This window comes from Streptomyces sp. NPDC047981 (assembly GCF_040653315.1).
Classification (GTDB): domain Bacteria; phylum Actinomycetota; class Actinomycetes; order Streptomycetales; family Streptomycetaceae; genus Streptomyces.
Genome location: NZ_JBEZNQ010000092.1, coordinates 1 through 16,680 on the forward strand (window position 1 = coordinate 1; position 16,680 = coordinate 16,680).

Annotated in this window: 19 protein-coding genes and 1 pseudogene; 12 read left to right on the forward strand and 8 right to left on the reverse strand. The window is 70.0% G+C overall.

The genetic code is table 11. The features are described 5' to 3' along the window. Positions 1-99: pseudogene (locus AB0E14_RS34145) on the forward strand (ectoine/hydroxyectoine ABC transporter ATP-binding protein EhuA); the annotation flags it as partial. Between the two features lie 80 nt (positions 100-179). Here AB0E14_RS34145 and AB0E14_RS34150 read toward each other — a convergent pair. Next, complete coding sequence (locus AB0E14_RS34150) at positions 180-944, reverse strand: class I SAM-dependent methyltransferase (RefSeq protein ID WP_362427399.1); 765 nt, start codon at positions 942-944, stop codon at positions 180-182. 94 nt (positions 945-1,038) lie between these two features. Between AB0E14_RS34150 and AB0E14_RS34155 the strand changes: the two genes are divergently transcribed. Next, positions 1,039-1,668, forward strand: a complete 630-nt coding sequence (locus tag AB0E14_RS34155; RefSeq protein ID WP_362427401.1) for a CGNR zinc finger domain-containing protein — start codon at positions 1,039-1,041, stop codon at positions 1,666-1,668. Here AB0E14_RS34155 and sodX read toward each other — a convergent pair. Continuing rightward, entirely contained in the window at positions 1,572-2,006 is a 435-nt protein-coding gene (gene sodX, locus AB0E14_RS34160) for a nickel-type superoxide dismutase maturation protease (protein ID WP_362427404.1), read from the reverse strand. The genes AB0E14_RS34155 and sodX overlap by 97 nt on opposite strands. Before the next feature lie 194 nt (positions 2,007-2,200). Here sodX and sodN point away from each other — a divergent pair, with 194 nt between their 5' ends. Then, positions 2,201-2,596 carry a superoxide dismutase, Ni gene (gene sodN, locus AB0E14_RS34165; RefSeq protein WP_362427407.1) on the forward strand — a complete coding sequence of 132 codons (396 nt, stop codon included), beginning with the start codon at positions 2,201-2,203 and terminating at the stop codon, positions 2,594-2,596. A gap of 7 nt (positions 2,597-2,603) precedes the next feature. Here the strand turns inward: sodN and AB0E14_RS34170 are convergent, their stop codons facing one another. Beyond that, positions 2,604-3,758: a site-specific integrase gene (locus tag AB0E14_RS34170; protein ID WP_362427410.1), complete on the reverse strand. Its 1,155-nt coding sequence runs from the start codon at positions 3,756-3,758 to the stop codon at positions 2,604-2,606. Positions 3,759-3,782: 24 nt separating this feature from the next. After that, the gene (locus tag AB0E14_RS34175) at positions 3,783-4,283 is read right to left on the reverse strand and encodes a helix-turn-helix transcriptional regulator (protein WP_362427413.1); all 501 of its coding nucleotides are present in this window, start codon (positions 4,281-4,283) and stop codon (positions 3,783-3,785) included. A 120-nt stretch (positions 4,284-4,403) separates the two neighbouring features. Between AB0E14_RS34175 and AB0E14_RS34180 the strand changes: the two genes are divergently transcribed. The 4 genes from AB0E14_RS34180 (at position 4,404) to AB0E14_RS34195 (ending at position 8,950) form a co-directional block, all read left to right on the forward strand. Beyond that, the gene (locus AB0E14_RS34180; RefSeq protein ID WP_362427416.1) at positions 4,404-4,598 is read left to right on the forward strand and encodes a helix-turn-helix domain-containing protein; all 195 of its coding nucleotides are present in this window, start codon (positions 4,404-4,406) and stop codon (positions 4,596-4,598) included. A gap of 520 nt (positions 4,599-5,118) precedes the next feature. Continuing rightward, positions 5,119-6,399 carry a DUF3631 domain-containing protein gene (locus tag AB0E14_RS34185; RefSeq protein ID WP_362427419.1) on the forward strand — a complete coding sequence of 427 codons (1,281 nt, stop codon included), beginning with the start codon at positions 5,119-5,121 and terminating at the stop codon, positions 6,397-6,399. Positions 6,400-6,711: 312 nt separating this feature from the next. Continuing rightward, on the forward strand, positions 6,712-7,263 hold the full coding sequence (locus tag AB0E14_RS34190; RefSeq protein ID WP_362427422.1) for a hypothetical protein: 552 nt from the start codon (positions 6,712-6,714) through the stop codon (positions 7,261-7,263). Further along, a complete protein-coding gene (locus AB0E14_RS34195) occupies positions 7,253-8,950 on the forward strand; it encodes a mobilization protein (protein ID WP_362427425.1) in 1,698 nt (565 codons plus the stop codon). The genes AB0E14_RS34190 and AB0E14_RS34195 overlap by 11 nt, the downstream gene beginning before the upstream one ends. A 49-nt stretch (positions 8,951-8,999) precedes the next feature. On the opposite strand, the gene AB0E14_RS34200 is transcribed toward AB0E14_RS34195, so the two are convergent. Together AB0E14_RS34200 and AB0E14_RS34205 are read right to left on the reverse strand one after the other, a co-directional pair. Further along, complete coding sequence (locus tag AB0E14_RS34200) at positions 9,000-9,533, reverse strand: SMI1/KNR4 family protein (RefSeq protein ID WP_362427428.1); 534 nt, start codon at positions 9,531-9,533, stop codon at positions 9,000-9,002. A gap of 84 nt (positions 9,534-9,617) precedes the next feature. Beyond that, positions 9,618-10,283, reverse strand: a complete 666-nt coding sequence (locus tag AB0E14_RS34205) for a hypothetical protein (protein WP_362427431.1) — start codon at positions 10,281-10,283, stop codon at positions 9,618-9,620. Positions 10,284-10,574: 291 nt separating this feature from the next. Here AB0E14_RS34205 and AB0E14_RS34210 point away from each other — a divergent pair, with 291 nt between their 5' ends. Together AB0E14_RS34210 and AB0E14_RS34215 are read left to right on the forward strand one after the other, a co-directional pair. Next, the gene (locus tag AB0E14_RS34210) at positions 10,575-11,114 is read left to right on the forward strand and encodes a hypothetical protein (RefSeq protein ID WP_362427433.1); all 540 of its coding nucleotides are present in this window, start codon (positions 10,575-10,577) and stop codon (positions 11,112-11,114) included. Positions 11,115-11,281: 167 nt separating this feature from the next. Beyond that, positions 11,282-12,415 carry a hypothetical protein gene (locus AB0E14_RS34215; protein WP_362427435.1) on the forward strand — a complete coding sequence of 378 codons (1,134 nt, stop codon included), beginning with the start codon at positions 11,282-11,284 and terminating at the stop codon, positions 12,413-12,415. A 2-nt stretch (positions 12,416-12,417) separates the two neighbouring features. Here AB0E14_RS34215 and AB0E14_RS34220 read toward each other — a convergent pair whose 3' ends face one another. Continuing rightward, positions 12,418-13,236 carry a class I SAM-dependent methyltransferase gene (locus AB0E14_RS34220; RefSeq protein WP_362427438.1) on the reverse strand — a complete coding sequence of 273 codons (819 nt, stop codon included), beginning with the start codon at positions 13,234-13,236 and terminating at the stop codon, positions 12,418-12,420. Beyond that, entirely contained in the window at positions 13,233-14,606 is a 1,374-nt protein-coding gene (locus tag AB0E14_RS34225) for an XRE family transcriptional regulator (protein WP_362427441.1), read from the reverse strand. The genes AB0E14_RS34220 and AB0E14_RS34225 overlap by 4 nt, the downstream gene beginning before the upstream one ends. A gap of 68 nt (positions 14,607-14,674) precedes the next feature. Between AB0E14_RS34225 and AB0E14_RS34230 the strand changes: the two genes are divergently transcribed. The 3 genes from AB0E14_RS34230 to AB0E14_RS34240 are packed head-to-tail and all read left to right on the forward strand — an operon-like array spanning position 14,675 to position 16,649. Then, positions 14,675-15,175, forward strand: coding sequence for an ATP-binding protein (locus AB0E14_RS34230; RefSeq protein ID WP_362427444.1), 501 nt, complete (start codon positions 14,675-14,677; stop codon positions 15,173-15,175). Then, positions 15,172-16,287, forward strand: a complete 1,116-nt coding sequence (locus AB0E14_RS34235; RefSeq protein WP_362427447.1) for a hypothetical protein — start codon at positions 15,172-15,174, stop codon at positions 16,285-16,287. Before AB0E14_RS34230 ends, AB0E14_RS34235 begins: the two co-directional genes overlap by 4 nt. Beyond that, positions 16,284-16,649 carry an ASCH domain-containing protein gene (locus tag AB0E14_RS34240; RefSeq protein WP_362427450.1) on the forward strand — a complete coding sequence of 122 codons (366 nt, stop codon included), beginning with the start codon at positions 16,284-16,286 and terminating at the stop codon, positions 16,647-16,649. The genes AB0E14_RS34235 and AB0E14_RS34240 overlap by 4 nt, the downstream gene beginning before the upstream one ends. The last annotated feature ends 31 nt before the right edge of the window (positions 16,650-16,680 follow it).

Genomic DNA, 16,680 nt, shown 5'->3' on the forward strand with positions numbered 1-16,680 from the left:
ATGGACGGCGGCGTCGTCGTCGAATCCGGCCACCCCCGCGAAGTCCTCACCAACCCCCAGCACGACCGCACCAAGGCATTCCTCTCCAAGGTGCTGTAGGACCGAGGCCCGCACGAGAAGGGGCGGTACGGAGGACTCCTCCGTACCGCCCCTTCTCGCACCCAGCCCCCACAGGCCCCCTACTTCAGGGCGAGCAGCAGCGTGTCGGAGGGCGAGGCCCAGACGGCCCGGGCCTCGTCGAAGCCCGCGGCGCGGAGGATCTCGGCGTGCCGGCGGGCGGAGGGCATGTCGCCGTCGGCGTGCTCGCCGTAGATCTCGAAGCGGCGGGCGGTCGGCTCGGCGAGGACCGGGTCCTGGGCGGCCACGGCCCACCAGGCGGCCCAGTCGAGCGCGCCCGCGGCCTTGGCGCGGTCCATGGTGGCGTGACGGTGGGCGCGCTCGGCGGCGTTGATACGGGGCGTGGTCTCGTCGATCATGTGGTCGGCGTTCATGAAGACGCCGCCGTCCCGGACGAGGCCGGCGAGCTGTCCGTAGAGCGCGGTGAGCGGCTCGGTGTGGAGCCAGTGCAGCGCGGTGGCGGTGAGCACGGCGTCGTACGAGTCGTGGGGCAGGCTGTCGACCCACCGCGGATCCTTGAGGTCGGCGGTGACGAAGGAGACCCGCTCGTCGCCGTCGAAGGAGCCGCGGGCGATGGCGAGCAGGGCGGGGTCGAGGTCGACGCCGACGCTGGTCGCCTTCGGGAACCTCTTGAGGAGCCGATCCGTGATACTCCCAGTACCGCACGCCAGGTCGAGGACGCGGGGCTCCGGCCCCACGACGGCCTCGACCATGTCGAGCATGACGCGGAACCGCTCCTCGCGGTCCGGCATGTACCACTCCTGCTGACGGTCCCAGCTCTCCTGCCAGGCCGCCCAGTCGGTTCCGGTCACAGCAGCGTCCGTCATGACACCCCTCCAGCCCATCCGTAATACCCTCGAAGGGGTAACGTCCATTACCCCTTCCGCATCCGACCCTAGCCCTCCGCCGTAAGGACTACAAGTGGAACTGGCCTATTACTCGGACTACGCCGTGCGTCTGGTCAACACCGAGGAGCCGGCCCGCAACAAGGACTCCCTGACGTCGGTCGAGGCGGTCCGGGATCTCTTCGGCGAGGCCTCGCAGATGGCCCGGCGGGCGACCGACGCCGACGTGACGCGCTTCCGTTCGGTACGCACCCGGCTGCGGGCGGTCTTCACCGCGGCGGACGCGGGCGACCACACGCAGGCGGTGGACCTGCTGAACTCGCTGCTCCTGGAGTTCCCCGTCAGCCCGCAGATCTCGGGCCACGACTACCTGGACGACGAGGGGCATCCGCGCTGGCACATGCATCTCGCCGACCACCCCTCGAACGCGACCGCGGGCTACGCGGCGATCGCCGCGATGGGACTCGCCTTCCACCTCACGGAGTTCGGCGCCGACCGGCTCGGGCTCTGCCAGGCGCCGCCCTGCCGCAACGCCTACCTCGACACCTCGACCAACCGCTCCCGCCGCTACTGCTCGGACCGCTGCGCGACCCGCGCCAACGTGGCCGCCTACCGGGCCCGCAAGCGCCTGGAGGCCGAGCGGCCCGACACGACGGGCCTGACGGCCGAGAACAGCCAGGAGAGCAGCACACCGGCCGACCGCTGACGCCCGGGCGTGACGGGCCGGTACCGCGCCCGCACCCGCCCGAGCACCAGCTCGGGCGGCACGGCGCCGAAGACCCGGCTGTCCCCCTCGGCGTCCGGGTTGTCCCCGAGCACCCACCAGCCGCCGCCCTGCCGCTCGATCAGCCGCTTGACGATGAGGAGATCCTGCTGGAGCGGATGGCGCATCACGGCGACGTCCCCCGCCCTCAGCCGCCCTCCGTAGTGCACGAGCAGCTGATCGCCGTGGAGCAGCGTGGGCACCATGGAAATCCCCGTCACCTCGGCGATCCCGAACAAAGGCCGCGTTCCGGGCCCCGGCTCCCGCCCCGCGCCGCTCATGCGCCGCCTCTGTCCCGCTCGCCCACCGGCCCACTCATCCCATCCACACGCCCACGCGCCCACTCGTTCACTCGTACGCGAGTCCCATGGTGCCCCTGGACTTTTGTCCTAAGCCCCTGGGGGCGCTCGCGAAAACCGCCTTCTCGGGGAGTAATCTCCCACCTGAGAAGACGATCACGAGGAAGGACAGCTGCATGCTCTCCCGCCTGTTTGCCCCCAAGGTGAAGGTCAGCGCCCACTGCGACCTCCCCTGCGGTGTCTACGACCCGGCCCAGGCCCGCATCGAGGCCGAGTCGGTCAAGGCCGTCCAGGAGAAGTACCAGGCCAACGAGGACGCGCACTTCCGCGCGCGTGCCACGGTCATCAAGGAACAGCGCGCGGAGCTCGCCAAGCACCACATCTCGGTGCTGTGGAGCGACTACTTCAAGCCCCCGCACTTCGAGAAGTTCCCGGAGCTGCACACGCTCATCAACGACACCCTGAAGGCCCTGTCGGCCGCGAAGGCGTCGACGGACCCGAAGACGGGCGAGAAGGCGCTGGAGCTCATCGCCGAGGTCGACCGGATCTTCTGGGAGACCAAGAAGGCCTGATCTCTGGTCAGGCGTTCTGACCTGCGATTTCGCAGGTCACGTCGCCCACCTGTCCGCACCCGGTCCGCAGGACGCCGAGCACGGCGTCCATGACGGCCCGGGTGCGGTCTTCTTCCCCGGGCCACAGGTGCGCGTAGATCCGCAACGTGATGACGGCGGACGCGTGCCCGAGGACGAGCTGCACCTGCTTGGCGCTCGCGCCGCCGGCGATGAGCGCGGAGGCGTAGAAGTGCCGCAGGTCGTGGGTGACCATGTGCGGCAGCTCGACGGGCTTGCGGCCCTCGCGCCCTGCGACCTCACTCTCGGCCGCCTGGAGCGCCTTGCGGGCGCCATTCCACTCGGTCTTCCACCGCCGGTAGTTGAGCGGCTCCCCCTCCTCCATGGTGAACAGCCACTCCTTGGAGGGCCGTGCGGCGAGATGCGCGAGGAGCGCGTCGGTGACGACCTCGCCGACCGGAACCGTGCGCCGGGACTTAGCGGTCTTCGGCGGGCCGATCTTCCCGGACTGGAGCCGCTGCCGGTCGACCCGGATGGTGCCGGCCTTGAAGTCGACGTCCGACACCTTCAGGCCGAGCAGTTCACCGATGCGCAGCCCTGATCCGGCGAGGGAGATGATCGCCGCGCGGATGTACAGCGGCATCACGCGCGCCATCGCCTCGACCTGCTCGACCGTGGGCGGGGTGACCTCCTCGTCCGGCATCGCCGGGAGAGTAATCCGGCGGCACGGGCTGGAGGTGATGACCTTGTCGTCCACGGCCGCCGTCATGACGCGAACGAGGACGTCGTAGACGTTCCGCACGCTGCCGGGGCCGAGCTGGTCGGAGAGGTGCTTGAAGAGCACCTGGATGTCGTTGCGACGTATCGCCGCCATGGACCGGGCGCCCAGCGCCGGTACGAGGTGGAGCCGCAGCGCGTTGTCGGTGATGCGCTCGCCCGCCTCGCTGGCGATCAACGAGCCCTCCCACTTCTCGGCGTACTTCTCGAACGTGATCCGGCCGGCGCGCGGGTCGACGTACTGACCGGTGACCATGCTCGCCGTGACCTCGTCGAGCCACCGCTGGGCATCAAGCTTCCGCTCGAAGTGGCGGGCGTGCTCCTTGCCGTCGAGATCGCGGTAGCGGGCCCGCCATTTGCCGTTGGGGCGCTTCTGGATGTTGGCCAAGTGGCCTCTCCTTCGTGTCGGTTGTCAGTAGTGACCACCGTCCTCGATGTCACTGCTGAGCGTGCGAGCGTCCCGCTCGTCGCCCATGAGGCGGAGGCACTGCTCGTGGATCGCCCGCGAGCTGTCGGGATGGGCCTTGATGTGGTCAGCAATGGCGACCACGGCGCGGTGGAGGCGGTCGCGCGCGTCTCGGGCCTCGTAGAACGCCTCGACGGCCTCTTGGACGAGGCGCCGACTGTCGATGTCGAGCCCCTCCAGGGGCGGGGACATCAGCTCTTCGAGGGGGAGCTCGAAGACACGAGAGAAGGCGAGGGCCTCGTCGAGGTTGATGCGCCGACGAGGGGTGCCGTTCTCGATGCGCCAGACCGCCGTCTGGTTCATCTTCACGCCGGCTCTGGTCACCCGGTCGGCCAGCTCGGTCGTGCTCCACCCTCTGACCTCGCGCTCCAGGGCCACGCGCGCGGCCACATTCCCCTCGCTGTAGAGCAGCGGCACCTCGCCGCCCTCGGGCCTGTCGCCTGCCATCGAACCTCCATCATCACCATCGCTATCCAGATTGAAACATGGGCTTCCCGATTTGGCTAACCGGCGATCGCGAGGTACAACCTATGCAGATCGAATCGCCACCTAGCCGAAAGGGAATACATGCGATACCTGACCACCTCCGAGGTCGCCGAGCGCTATCGCACGGCCGAGAGCACCGTCCGCTACTGGCGCCAGATCAAGAAGGGGCCGCGCGGCATCAAGGTCGGCAAGCGGGTGCTGTACCCCGAGGCCGAGCTCCTGCGCTACGAGCGCACCCTGATCGACGGCCGAGACGAGTGGGGCCTGGCCTCATGAGCCGCCGGCAGCCCCGGACAAAGCAACGACCCCCGGCGCGCCAACGCCGAGGGCCGGAGATTCCCCTGCACGCCGCCCATCCCTGAACGAACGAACCGGTGGGGGGCGGGACCTTGCCCGTCCCGCCCCCCACCTGAGAGGAACGCCAATGGAGGACTCTACGTCCCCCGCCACCTCGAACACGTCCCCCAAGGTCGTCTGGCCTATCGCTGCGGTCCCTGGCCAGGGCATCCCGTGGCACCGTCCGGACCGAGCGGACGGCCGGCGCGGCTCTCCGGGGACCGGCGATCGACCGGACCGTGCCGCTGGTCCGGTCGGTCCGGAACCGGACCGACCGGCGACCGAAACCCGGACCGAAGTTCCGGACAACCCGGAACAGGAACCCGGACCGACGGAGAACGCGCAGCTCAGCGGCCTGACGGATCGGTCCCGGAACCCGGACCATGGCCCCGGTCCGGAAGCCGAGGAGCGGGCGGAGAGTTCCGGTCAGTCGACCGACGAACCCGGACCGTCGGTCTCGGTGGACCACGGTGATCCGGGGACGGTCCCCGAACCCGGACCGGGAACTGGGGACCGCGAGGGTGCCGGCCTCACGGCGGACCGGGACCAGGAGGGGACCGTCGTACTGGACGAGCTGCGTGCCGCTATCGGCCGGTACGTGGTGCTGCCGAGCGAGGAGGCCCTGACCGCGGTCACCTTGTGGGTGGCGGCGTCCCACATTCAGCCCGCCCTCCAGCACGCGCCGCGCCTGGCGGTGGTGGGGCCGACCAAGGGGTGCGGCAAGTCCCGCGTCCTGGACGTGCTCCACGAGACCGTGCACCAGCCGATGATGACGGTGAACACCTCGCCGGCGGTGGTGTTCCGCGTCATCGGCAAGAACCCGCCGACGCTGCTGGTGGACGAGGCCGACACCATCTTCGGCCCCAAAGCCGGCGACAAGGAGGACCTGCGCGGCTTGCTGAACGCCGGACACCAGCGCAACCGCCCCGCCTGGCGAATCTCCGGCCCCGAGCACAAGCCCACGGCTCTTCCCACCTTCGCCATGGCCGCGCTCGCCGGGATCGGCTACCTGCCGGACACGATCATGGACCGGGCGGTCGTCCTCCGCATGCAGAAGCGCAAGCCAGGCGAGAAGATCGCTGCCTTCCGCTCCCGCTACTCCGTCCCGGAACTGAACGCGCTGCGCGACCGGCTGACCGCCTGGCTGACTCCGCTGCGGACCACCGCAGAGGGCTTGGTTCCGCAGATGCCGGTCGAAGACCGCGCAGCCGACACGTGGGAGCCGCTGGTGATCGTCGCCGAACTGGCCGGCGGCCGCTGGCCCTCGCGGGCCCGTGCCGCCTGCCTGGCGATGACGCGCAACGAGGTGGTCCAGGACGAGCAGACGACGCTGAAGACGCGGCTGCTGCGAGACGTCCGCCGCGTGTTCGAGCGGGAAGGCCACAGGGAGGCGCTGCGCAGCCAGGACCTGCTCGCCGCCCTCCTCCAGGACGCCGAGGCGCCGTGGGCCGAGTACGGGACGAAGGGCCTGAACGCCTACCACCTGGCCAACCTGCTGCGCGACTTCGGTATCAGCCCGGCCAACCACCGCTTCGAGAACGGCAGGCAGGCCAAGGCATACGCCCGCAACCAGTTCCTCGACGCCTGGGCCCGCTACTGCCCCGACCCCGCCCAACCGGCACCCACAGCCGAGGGGACCGCGCCCGCACGTCGAGCCCAGGGCAAGCCGCCCGCCCCTCCGTCCGGGACCCTGTCCGTCGGTCCGCCTGGCGGGCCTGCCGGCCCCAAGCCCACTCGCTGACACCAGCTCCGTATCAATCCGTCGCATCCGTCCCCGCGCAGGTCAGCGCGGGGACGGAGTTCCTTGCCGATACGGATCAGTCCGTACCTGCGACCGTCTCCGTACCTGTCCTGACCAGCTACGGGACGGATGCAACGGACGTGACGAAGCCCCCTACACGACCACCGGAGCACCACCATGCCCGAAACGAGCACCGACAACGACCCCGCCCGACGCCGCAGGGGATTCTTCGGCCTGACCCGTCGATCAGCAGCAAGCTGGAGCGAACGAGCCTCTAACGAGGCTTCGTCCGCGCTTGCCCCCGCCCCAGGGGTGGCGGAGGAGAAGGCCGAGCGCCAGGGGGCGCCCGAGCCGGAGGGGGTCATCGTCAACTCCGCCGCCCTCCGCGCCCAGCCGCCGGCCGATGTCCCACCGCCCGTCGAGCAACCCTCCTGGCGGGACCTCGACGCCCCTACCCTGCCCGCACTGATGAACCGCAAGCGCACCGTGGAGAAGCGCGACCAGGAGAAGACCATCCGCTTCACACGGACAGCGGTCGGCGTGATCAGCACAGCAGCCCACCAGCGCGGTCAGAAGTTCGCCGGATTCGTCGGGGACGCCGCCCTGGCCGTCGCCCTGGGAAAGGCGGGGCTGGTCGGCAGCCCGGAGGACGATCCTCTCCGCCCGCTGATCGAGGCCGTCGAGGCACACACGGTCTCGCTGAACCGCATCGGCGGCAACCTCAACCAGATCACCGCAGCCATCCACCGAGGAACGGTGCCCGAGCGCGCCGAGGCGGTGCTGGACCGCGTCGAGCAAGCGGCCGAGAGCAGCTACCGCCTGATCGACCAGCTCCTGACGGAGGGCACCGCGCATGGTTCCTGACGTCTCCACCGGCTCCGACACCCGCGGACTGATCGTCTACCTCTTCGGCCCCGGCCGCCGTGACGAGCACACCGACCCTCATATCGTCGCCGCCTGGGACATGGCCGGCGCCCCCGACCCGGGCCGCGACCCGGCAGCCACCTACTCCCAGCTCGCCAAGCGCCTCGACACCCACGTCGACCTGCGCACCCGCGAGCTGGGTGGCAAGAAGCCACCTCAGCACGTCTGGCACTGCCCGGTCCGTACCGCGCCCGGCGACCGCTACCTCACCGACGCCGAGTGGGCCGAGGTCGCTCGCCGCATCGTGCACGCCACCGGCATCGCCCCCGAAGGCGACGAGAACGCATGCCGGTGGATTGCGGTACGCCACGCCGACGACCACATCCACATCATGGCCACCACCGTCCGCACCGACGGCCGCCGCCCCCGCACCCACCACGACGGCCAGCGCGCCCAGGCCGAGTGCCGCAAGATCGAGGCCGAGTTCGGCCTGCGCCGCCTGAAGTCCGGCGACCTCACCGCGCCCCGCACTCCCACCGGCGCCGAACGCGCCAAGGCGGAACGCCAGGGCCAGACGGTCACGGCACGGCACTGGCTGCGCGAGCAGGCGTACGCGGTCGCCGCCGCCGTACGAACCGAAGCCGACTACTTCACCGTGCTGCAGTCCCTCGGCATCAAGGTCAAGACCCGCCTCGGCCCCGAGACCGGCGACGTGATCGGCTACAGCCTCGCCGCCCCCGGCGACACCAACGCGGCTGGCAAGCCCGTCTGGTACGGCGGCTCCAAACTCGCCCCCGACCTCTCCATCAACCGTCTACGCGAACGCCTCCCCGACCAGAAGGTGGCCGACCACCCGCGGTATGTGGCGGACCCCGCCGCCCCATGGCGGCATACCACCACCGCCATACACACGGCACGCATCGTCCTCGACTCCGGTGACGATGCCGCCGCCCAGGGCCACCTGGCCGCCTTCGGTGACGCCCTGTACAACATCGCCAGCGCCACGACCGGCCCACACCGGACGGAACTACGGGCGGCGGCGATGGCGTTCAACCGCGCCCGCCGCTCCGCCATCCGCGCCGACCACCAGACCGCCACCGCCCTGCGCAAGGCCGCCAAGGAACTCGCCTACGCCTCCAACGAGCCGGGCGGACTCGCCATCGCCCTGCTGTTCGCCACCGTGCACCTGGCCCGCGCCGCCGCCAAGTGGCACGAACAACGCGGCCACGAACAACAGACCGCCGCAGCCGAAGAAGCCCTCCGCCACCTCCAGAGGGGCTACCAGCAGGCCGCCACACCCGTCCTGGCTGACCTAACCCACCGCGCACCACGAGCCACAACCGCCCGCCGCTACGAGCAAGACATGCGCGCGGCCTTCCCCGACCACGCCGACCGCATCCTCGCCGACCCCACTTGGACCGCCCTGACCACCACCCTCGCCCACGCCGAGACCGCCGGCCACAACCCCCGACGCCTCCTGGCCGAAGTGGGCGCCCAACGAGAACTCGACAGCGCGGAGCGCCCCGCCGAGGTCCTCAACTGGCGCATCACGGCTCAGCCGAACCGGAGGACGCAAGCGGCTCGCAGCCGAAGCACCACCAGCGGCACCTCGGTTATGTCCGCCACGCCACACCCTTCGGCCACACCAGTGGCTCTGAGGCCCGAAGAGCGTAGCCAGCACCGCTGACCCCGGCCTGATGCCCCGCCACGCCTCGTGGCGGGGCATCGGGTCCGGCTCAACGACAGAGCTTCATGATGGTGTCGTCGAAGTCGGGAAACTCCTGTGTGGCCTGCGCGATGATCTCCGATGCCGACGCGCGGCGGTCCGGAGCGAATCGCTCCGCGATAGCTGCCAGGTCGCGATTGGCCTGGGGAGCCCAATCCGGCTCGGGCTCATATGAGGTGGCCGCTTCCCACGGGCCGAAGCCGTCAGCCAGCAGCCACAGAAAGGCGCCCAGGTCTCGAGCGACAACGCCTGTCTCTCCTTCGGAGCCCAGAAAGACGACGGGCTGTTCCACCAGCTCCCGACCTGGACGAACCAGCCAGAACGCCGCGTTCCCGCCCGTGCCGTCCTGGCCGAACACGCGGAAGTCGTCGCCGTTCAGCTCGCCGTTTCCTGTCCACGCGCGGAACCACTCGGTGGTCTCATCAGCGGTCAGGAAGGACTCGTAAGGTTCGAAGTCGACACCGTCCTCGCCAATGCACTCGAGCCGAACCGCCATGACAGCGGCGAGCGCGGCGGGGAACTGGCGATCTCCGTTCGCGGTCATGCGAAGAGGGTAGCGATCGGCTTGGGCTTGGCGGCACCGCCTGCTCGAGATCCGCCCCAGCCGAAACGAGGCTGAACGACAAGGTCAGCCATCGTCGTCCACGCCTCCTCGCAGTCCCCAATCATCAAGGCCGGAGTAGATCACTGCGATGCGGCCCCTGGGGAAGTCGAGCGCCGTGGCCTCCCCGCTGTAGAGGGCTACCAGCGAGTCGGGCCCTCTCCACCAGGTGTCCGCCAGGCCCATCACCTCGCGCACCGGCGCATAGCCGTTCAGCTCTATGCCATCGACGTCATCGCCGACGAGCTTGGTGACCTGTTTCGCCCACATGGATGCGTGGTGGGCCAGGGCGAGCGACTCCACCCAGCCCTCGATGGTCGCGTGGAGGGGTGCCCATTCATCTCCCTGGATACCGAACTCACCAGACGGACTGATCATGAATGAGTAGGGGACTGCGGTCCGCTGCATCCCGGCTTCGAACCACCACCCTGCGGAGTCCGCTTCGGGCGAGTCCGGATCGAGGTACTTGGGGCCTCCGTCGTACTGCGGTGCGGGTGGCAGGAGCAGACCGCCCCATCGCTCCTGGTAAGCCGCCATGCGATCGATCACCGCTGCTGGGATGTCCCGCTCGAGCCACCACTGCCTGTGCCCCTCGACGGGGCGAACGTCGACCTTGACGCCATGCGCGGAGACAAAGGACCGCGCTCGTCGGGTCAGGCCGTCGGGCACATCGTTGATGAGGTGAAGATTCACCCGAGGGACGCTACCCAGTAGCCGTGGGAAGAGCATGCCTGAGGCCGGCCTCAGTACCAGAAGCGGCTCTCCCCGGTCCCCGGCCCTATCCCGCACGTCTGAATACCCGAAGCTGCCGATAGACACCAGCGGACAAGCCCCTGCGCTCCTCCGCGGTCGACCCACAGCCACCTGCCCGGCCGGGCACTGACACCAGCCGGTCTTCCGGTATCCGCACGCACTGCAACAACGCAGTGCAATAGTTCTGCGACCTGATCAACACACCCCAACCCGCCACACTTCGGAGCCATCATGCGTAAGCCCGCCCTGTCCGCTGCCGCCCTCGTCATCACCTTCGCGGCCACGACGGCATGCGGGTCGGGGAACGATCAGAAGAACGACCAGCCGAAGAACGCCACCACTGCAACCGCTGGCGTCCCGACCAAGCCGGCAGCGAAGGAGCTCACCGCCAGCGACGCCTTCAAGGCCCTTTCCGGCAAGGTCGCGTCCGCCAAGCTCTCAGGCGTTGTCACCGAGGACGACGACCCGAACCATCTCCTCGGCCGCCCCAACCAGTACACCAGCAAGGTCACGTTCACGGACTCCCGCATCAAGGTCGACGACGTCGCCGGCGCGGAGCCCGGCAGCGTCGGACTCGGCGGAGCGATCGAGGTCTTCACGATCGCAGCCGACTCCCAGGCCCGCGCCGACTACATCCAGAGAGTCACCAAGGGCATGCCCATGCTCGCCGAGTACGACTTTGTCAGCGGCACCGTACTCATCCGCGTCAGCCACTACCTCACCCCGACCCAGGCCGCCGACTACAAGGCCGCTGCCGCCGCCCTCGGGTAGGCGCCACCACGCCGGCGGACCTGCCAATCGCTCCTTCTGGGCGGACACTGCGGGGGGGCGAACGGCGCCGAGGTCGTGGCAGTCCGCCGCAACGAATGCGCGATGAGGCAGCGGACTGCCACAGCTTCCTGACATGTACGGCCGTACCACTCACTACGCTGGCAGGCGTGAACACGCCGCCGACCCCACAACTGACCCTGGACGCCGCGCGTGCCCTTCAGGGCATGCTCCGAACCGAGATCGGACCGGGGCTCAGTGAGCGGGAACTCGACGCGGTCGAGACACGGTTCGGCTTCACCTTCTCGGCAGACCACCGTGTCTTCCTCGCCGCCGGGCTCCCGCACGGCTCATCGCGGTGGCCCGACTGGCGCGACGGCGACCCCGGGGACCTGGCCGGGCGACTGGCGTGGCCGGTGGAGGGCGTGCTCTTCGACGTGGAGCACAACGGGTTCTGGCATCCCGCCTGGCCGTCGAGGCTGGCGGAGACGTCCCAGGCACTGCGCGTCGCGAGGACCGAGCTGGAGAGCGTGCCGCAATTGGTCCCGGTCTACGGGCACCGCTACCTGCCCGGCACGGCGGGCGAGCACGGGCACCCCGTCCTGTCCGTCCACCAGACCGACATCATCCTGTACGGGAACGACCTCGCCGACTACATCCACCACGAATTCGCCGGCCGATCGAGCGACCTCCTCGCCCGTACGACCGTCGACTTCTGGTCGTACTTCGTCGAGGGCGGACCGGGCATCGACGTCACCCTGCCCACGCCCTTCACGCCGTACGCCACGAGCGCACAGGAAGTCGTCGCCTGCCTCCGGATGTTGGCTGTGGAGCGTCTGATCGGCCGACGGCACTACCCGGAGCAGCTCATCGAGGCCAGCCTCACGGCCCTGGTCCTCGACGTCGAGACGGAGTCCCTCCCTCTCCTCGCTGGCCTTTCACGCTCCGAGCACGAGCAGGCCGACGCTCTTTTCGACCAGGTGCTGGACGAACTCGGCCTGCTCCAGGACCTCCCGGCCGACACCACCGACCTCCCGTGGGAAGCGGCCCGCTGGGAACTCGTCCGCTGGTGGCTCCGGCTGATCGTGAACGGCAGCCTGGACCCCGCCGCCGGCGGCGACCTGATCACGTACGAAGGGTGGGGCGCCCTGGCCCGGCCGCAGTCGCTCAGGCCGCTGGTCGACAAGACCGACGCCTACAACGACTGGGCAGCGATCCGACGCGGCGACCGGGACCAGCTGGCGGAAGCGATCGGCGAGGAGGCAGGACGCCTCCTCGCCGGGCCTTGGCCGCCACTGAGCTGATCTCACCGGCGGCAGACGAGGATGCCGCCAAGGCAGGTGATCTCGTACGCGCCAATGCGGGCGATGTCGTCGGCGACGAGGGCTTGGGCCCGGTCGATGGTCGCGTCGAAGGGCACGTCGTGCTGGTCTGCCCAGGCTCGATACGAGGCCATGTGGGCGATGACGGGCTCGGGGTCGCGGACCGTGATGGTCCCCGGCAGTTCGACGACCTCCACGCGGCTGAACTCCTCACCGAGGAAGGCCGGGGCCTTCTCCAGGGAGAAGCGGGCACTGAGCGAGATCCGGGCCGGGCCCCGGTCGATGCCGAGGACGTCGCCGGCGGCCCGCTGCCAGAGATCGTCGAGCTCGGCCTTGTCGCGGTCACTGTTGGTGGAGGCGACGACCAGCCCGTCACGGGCGACGACCCTGGCCAGCTCCCTGACCGCCTGGGGGATGTCGGGTACGTGGTACAGCATGTGGAGCGCGAGAGCGGCGTCGACGCTCCCCGCCGCCATCGGAAGCCGCGTGGCGTCCGCGACCGCGACCGGGCCGGGGACGCCAGCGAGGATGCCGGGAGCGATGTCGAGGCCGAGCAGGGACAGGTCCGGGCGGTCCTGGCGGAGCCGCTGGATGAACTTGCCGTTGCCGCAGCCGATGTCGACGACCCGCCCACGTACGTCGCCCAGCTGCTCGGCCACGAGGCCGGGGAGGTCGTACCGCGGTGTCTGCCACTGGTAGAGCGACTGCCGGGCGGCCAGGTCCCGGTCTCCGTTGTAGGCGCTGCCCGCCAGGCGGGCCCGGTCGGTGACGGCGGCGTCGTGGGCGGCGGACAGGTCGGTCACGTCGGCAACTCCGGGGGGTGGGCGGCGGGCAGGGACGCACGGACGGCCGTGTGCTGGAGTCGTTCGCGCAGGTGTACCGCCTGCGCGGCTCCACCGTACTGCGGCCCTTCCAGCTCCCGCCCGAGAACGGTGAGTCGGCGCACGATACTGGCCGACATGCGCTCCGGCGAGGACTGGAGAACGAAGCCGAGCATCTTCTCCGTGCCGTCCAGGTCGCCCAGGAGCAGGTGCCCGCTGGCGAGGTCGAGGTGCGCGGCGAACAGGTCACCGACCGACTGGTCGTCTCCGTCCGCGCTGCGATAGAGGCGGATCGCCGTCTCCGCGCTGACGATGGCCCGCTGGACGTGCTCCTGCCCGCCCACGGCCAGTAGGGTCGTTCCGGCGTACGCAAACTGCTTGGCCACGGGGAAGTCGAAGACTCCCAGCACCTCGTCCCCACCCGAGACCGCCTCGCGCGATCGTTCGGCATCCGACAGGGCGGCGAGCGCACCTGCCGAGTCGCCGACTATCGCCAACGCCCGCGCCTCCAGGCTCGCCAGCCGTGCGCCGATGCTGCCGCTCGCCCGGTGCCGACGGCCGGCCTGCGCCAGCCGGGCCGCCTGCTCGTACCGCCCGGTCCAGTACGCGATCAAGGACTCCACGGCCCGTACCCAGGCCAGCATCCCCTCGTGCCCGGCCGCCTCGGCACAGGCGCGTGCGGTACGGGCGTGGGTGGCGGCGGAGTCGTAGGCGCCGAGGTCGAGGCAGACGTGCGCGGACAGGCCGCAGAGGCGAGCAGCGGAGAGGTAGAGGTCAGTGGTCTGCCGGGGGTGCTGGCGCCCGCGCAGCAGCTCGAAGGCCCCGTCCCGTAACCGCCTGATCTCGACGTACTGCTCCATCAACGGGTGGCTGACGTACGTACGGGCGAGCCGGCCGACGTCTGCCTCCAGCTGCTCCACGACGAACTCGTCGGCGTTCCGCTGCGCGATGAAGCGGGCGAAGTCCGCCGAACGCACCGCGTCCTCCGAGAGCGGGTCTCCACGGACGTGAGTGTCTTCGGGCGGCAGCACCGACGGCACGGTCTCGACCTCGGCGGCGTCAGCCCCGTCCCGCTGCCCCTTGCTGATGGCAACAGCTTGGTCGAGTACGGCGACATCGACACCGAAGACCTGCGCCAGGTACTTCCGGGCGTAGGGAACAGGAATTCGCGCTTCGCGCTCGTACCGCCCGATCTCCTTGCCGGTCTTCGCGGAGCGCCCCTCCAGGGCGTTGTACTCGTCGGCAACCCTCTGCTGGCTCCAGCCGCGCGCGGTACGCAGCCGAACGAGCAAGGCGCCGATCCCGGTGTCGCCCATGCCGTCCCCCAGGAACACGTGACCTCTGGCCCCCATAGTGGCCCCCGTCTTGGCCCCCGTGCTGGCTCCCGACCCAAATGAGTTAAGTCGCTTTGCTGTTGACCATGGCAAGCAGACTCACCAATGAGGCGACCGACGTCGCCCCGGATCTCCTTCCGGGCACGGGTCGGCACCGCACCACGCTCTTCCCTCGCCGCCGGACCACACCGCGTACCGCTCGCGACTTCGTCGCCGTCACGCTGACCGAATGGGGTGAGACGAGCCGCCTCGACGACATGCGGCTGTGCACCTCGGAGCTCGTCACCAACGCGGTACTGCACGGGACGCCCGTGGGCCGCCTCGTCCTCGTGCGCGTCGAGTCCCTTGACGCGGAGCTGCGGATCGAGGTCCACGACAGCGGCGAGAACAGGCCGACGAAGCGCGTTCCCGAGGAATCCGCCGTCGATGGCCGCGGTCTGCTGATCGTCGCCGCGGCCGCCGACAGCTGGGGCGTGAAGGAGCGGACGGGCCCCGGAAAGTGCGTCTGGGCCGCATTCGACCGTGCCAAGAACGGGGCCGCTCCCCTGCCGCCCCACACCACCGGCCCCCAGGGAGACACCTCGTGACCACGCACCCCGTCTCGCCGAACACCGTTCTCGCCAACGCCCTCCACCACGCCGAGGACGTCCTGACCCCGCGCATCCTGGCTACCCCGCCCGAGCGGATCGTGCTGGTCGTCGGCACCCAGATCAACGGCGCCCCGCACATCGGCACCTCGCTCGTGCAGTCCCTGGCCTTCGCCATGGCCGCCCGCCTGCGCGACCGCTTCGGCCTCCCCACCGAGGTGCTCTTCAGCGCCCTCGACAACGCCCCGTACGAGCTGGCAACCGACCCGGCCAGCGGCAACCGCTACCAGCGCGCCTACGCCCAGGCCCTCGGCGAGGAGGCCCTGCTCGACCTCGTCACCGCCCTCTACCAGCCCCTCTTCACCGCCCTGTCCAGGCGCCTGGGCATCCCGCACCGCATCGAGACGTACACCCAGCAGCAGGCCGGCGAGCACTACCGCCGCACCTGGCTCCGCCTGCTCCCCCGCGTTGACGCCGCCCGCTGGTGGCTCGCCCCCTCCACCGGCACTCCTCACCTCCGCGTCCCCTGCCCTCACCCCGGTTGTGGCTGGGCTGAGAAGCACGCCGAACGCACCCGGGTCCGCCTCACCGGGCCCAAGTCGGCCGTGGTCTCCGCCGTCTGCCTCCACCACGGCCCGTACGAGGCCGCGATCACGCCCACCGCCGGCGCATACCTGGACCTGGCCACCCTGTACCGCAACCTGGTCAAGGAACTCGCCCTGACCAGCCCCCAGGGCACCCTGCACGTCATGGTCAAGGGCGGCGACTGGGTCTTCGGCTCCCACCTCGTCGACGAGGCCCTCCAGGCCGTGGGCCTCACCCGCGCCCAGCTCCCGGCGCGCCTGTTCTGCCCCCAGGTCGTCACCGACACCGGCGCCAAGCTGTCGAAATCCCTCATACGAGAAGGCCGTGCCCCCTTGCCCGAGGGCGCCGCCCCTTGGATGCTCGACACCCGGCAGTGGCCCGGCACCGCCACCGAGTACGCCGACCAGCTGCTCGCCATGGCCGAGACCCTGCTCTCCGACCCCCGCCACTTCTTCCGCTCGTACTCGGCCGCCGAGATCGGCCGCCTGATCACCGCACCGTCCCCCAGGAGCGTTCCCTCCCGATGACCGACCACACCGCCCGCGTCCGCGAGCTCAACCTCTACCGCCAGTACTTCGAGCTCGTCGCCGCGGGCACCAAAACGATCGAGGTGCGGGTCAAGTACCCGCACCTCGCCGACCTCACCGCCGGCGACACCATCCGCTTCCGCATCAAGGACACCGACGAGAACTGCGACGTCGAGGTCCTCCGCGTCACGGAGTACCCCGGCTTCGAAGCCCTCCTAGACGGCGAAGGCCCGTCCAACGTCAACCCGACCGCCACCCGCGACCAACAGCTCGTCAACATCCGCACGATCTACGGCCCCGAGAAGGAAGCCCTCGGCGCACTCGCCATTCAGGTCCGACGGATCTCGACACCAGACTCTTGACCCTAGAGCGCAAGAACGAACACCAGGTAAA

Bases quoted from the DNA above. Each gene is read 5' to 3' on its own strand.
- AB0E14_RS34150 (WP_362427399.1), bottom strand. From the start codon at position 944: ATGACGGACGCTGCTGTGACCGGAACCGACTGGGCGGCCTGGCAGGAG.
- sodX (WP_362427404.1), bottom strand. From the start codon at position 2,006: ATGAGCGGCGCGGGGCGGGAGCCGGGGCCCGGAACGCGGCCTTTGTTC.
- sodN (WP_362427407.1), top strand. From the start codon at position 2,201: ATGCTCTCCCGCCTGTTTGCCCCCAAGGTGAAGGTCAGCGCCCACTGC.
- AB0E14_RS34175 (WP_362427413.1), bottom strand. From the start codon at position 4,283: ATGGCAGGCGACAGGCCCGAGGGCGGCGAGGTGCCGCTGCTCTACAGC.
- AB0E14_RS34180 (WP_362427416.1), top strand. From the start codon at position 4,404: ATGCGATACCTGACCACCTCCGAGGTCGCCGAGCGCTATCGCACGGCC.
- AB0E14_RS34195 (WP_362427425.1), top strand. From the start codon at position 7,253: ATGGTTCCTGACGTCTCCACCGGCTCCGACACCCGCGGACTGATCGTC.
- AB0E14_RS34200 (WP_362427428.1), bottom strand. From the start codon at position 9,533: ATGACCGCGAACGGAGATCGCCAGTTCCCCGCCGCGCTCGCCGCTGTC.
- AB0E14_RS34210 (WP_362427433.1), top strand. From the start codon at position 10,575: ATGCGTAAGCCCGCCCTGTCCGCTGCCGCCCTCGTCATCACCTTCGCG.
- AB0E14_RS34225 (WP_362427441.1), bottom strand. From the start codon at position 14,606: ATGGGGGCCAGAGGTCACGTGTTCCTGGGGGACGGCATGGGCGACACC.
- AB0E14_RS34230 (WP_362427444.1), top strand. From the start codon at position 14,675: ATGGCAAGCAGACTCACCAATGAGGCGACCGACGTCGCCCCGGATCTC.
- AB0E14_RS34240 (WP_362427450.1), top strand. From the start codon at position 16,284: ATGACCGACCACACCGCCCGCGTCCGCGAGCTCAACCTCTACCGCCAG.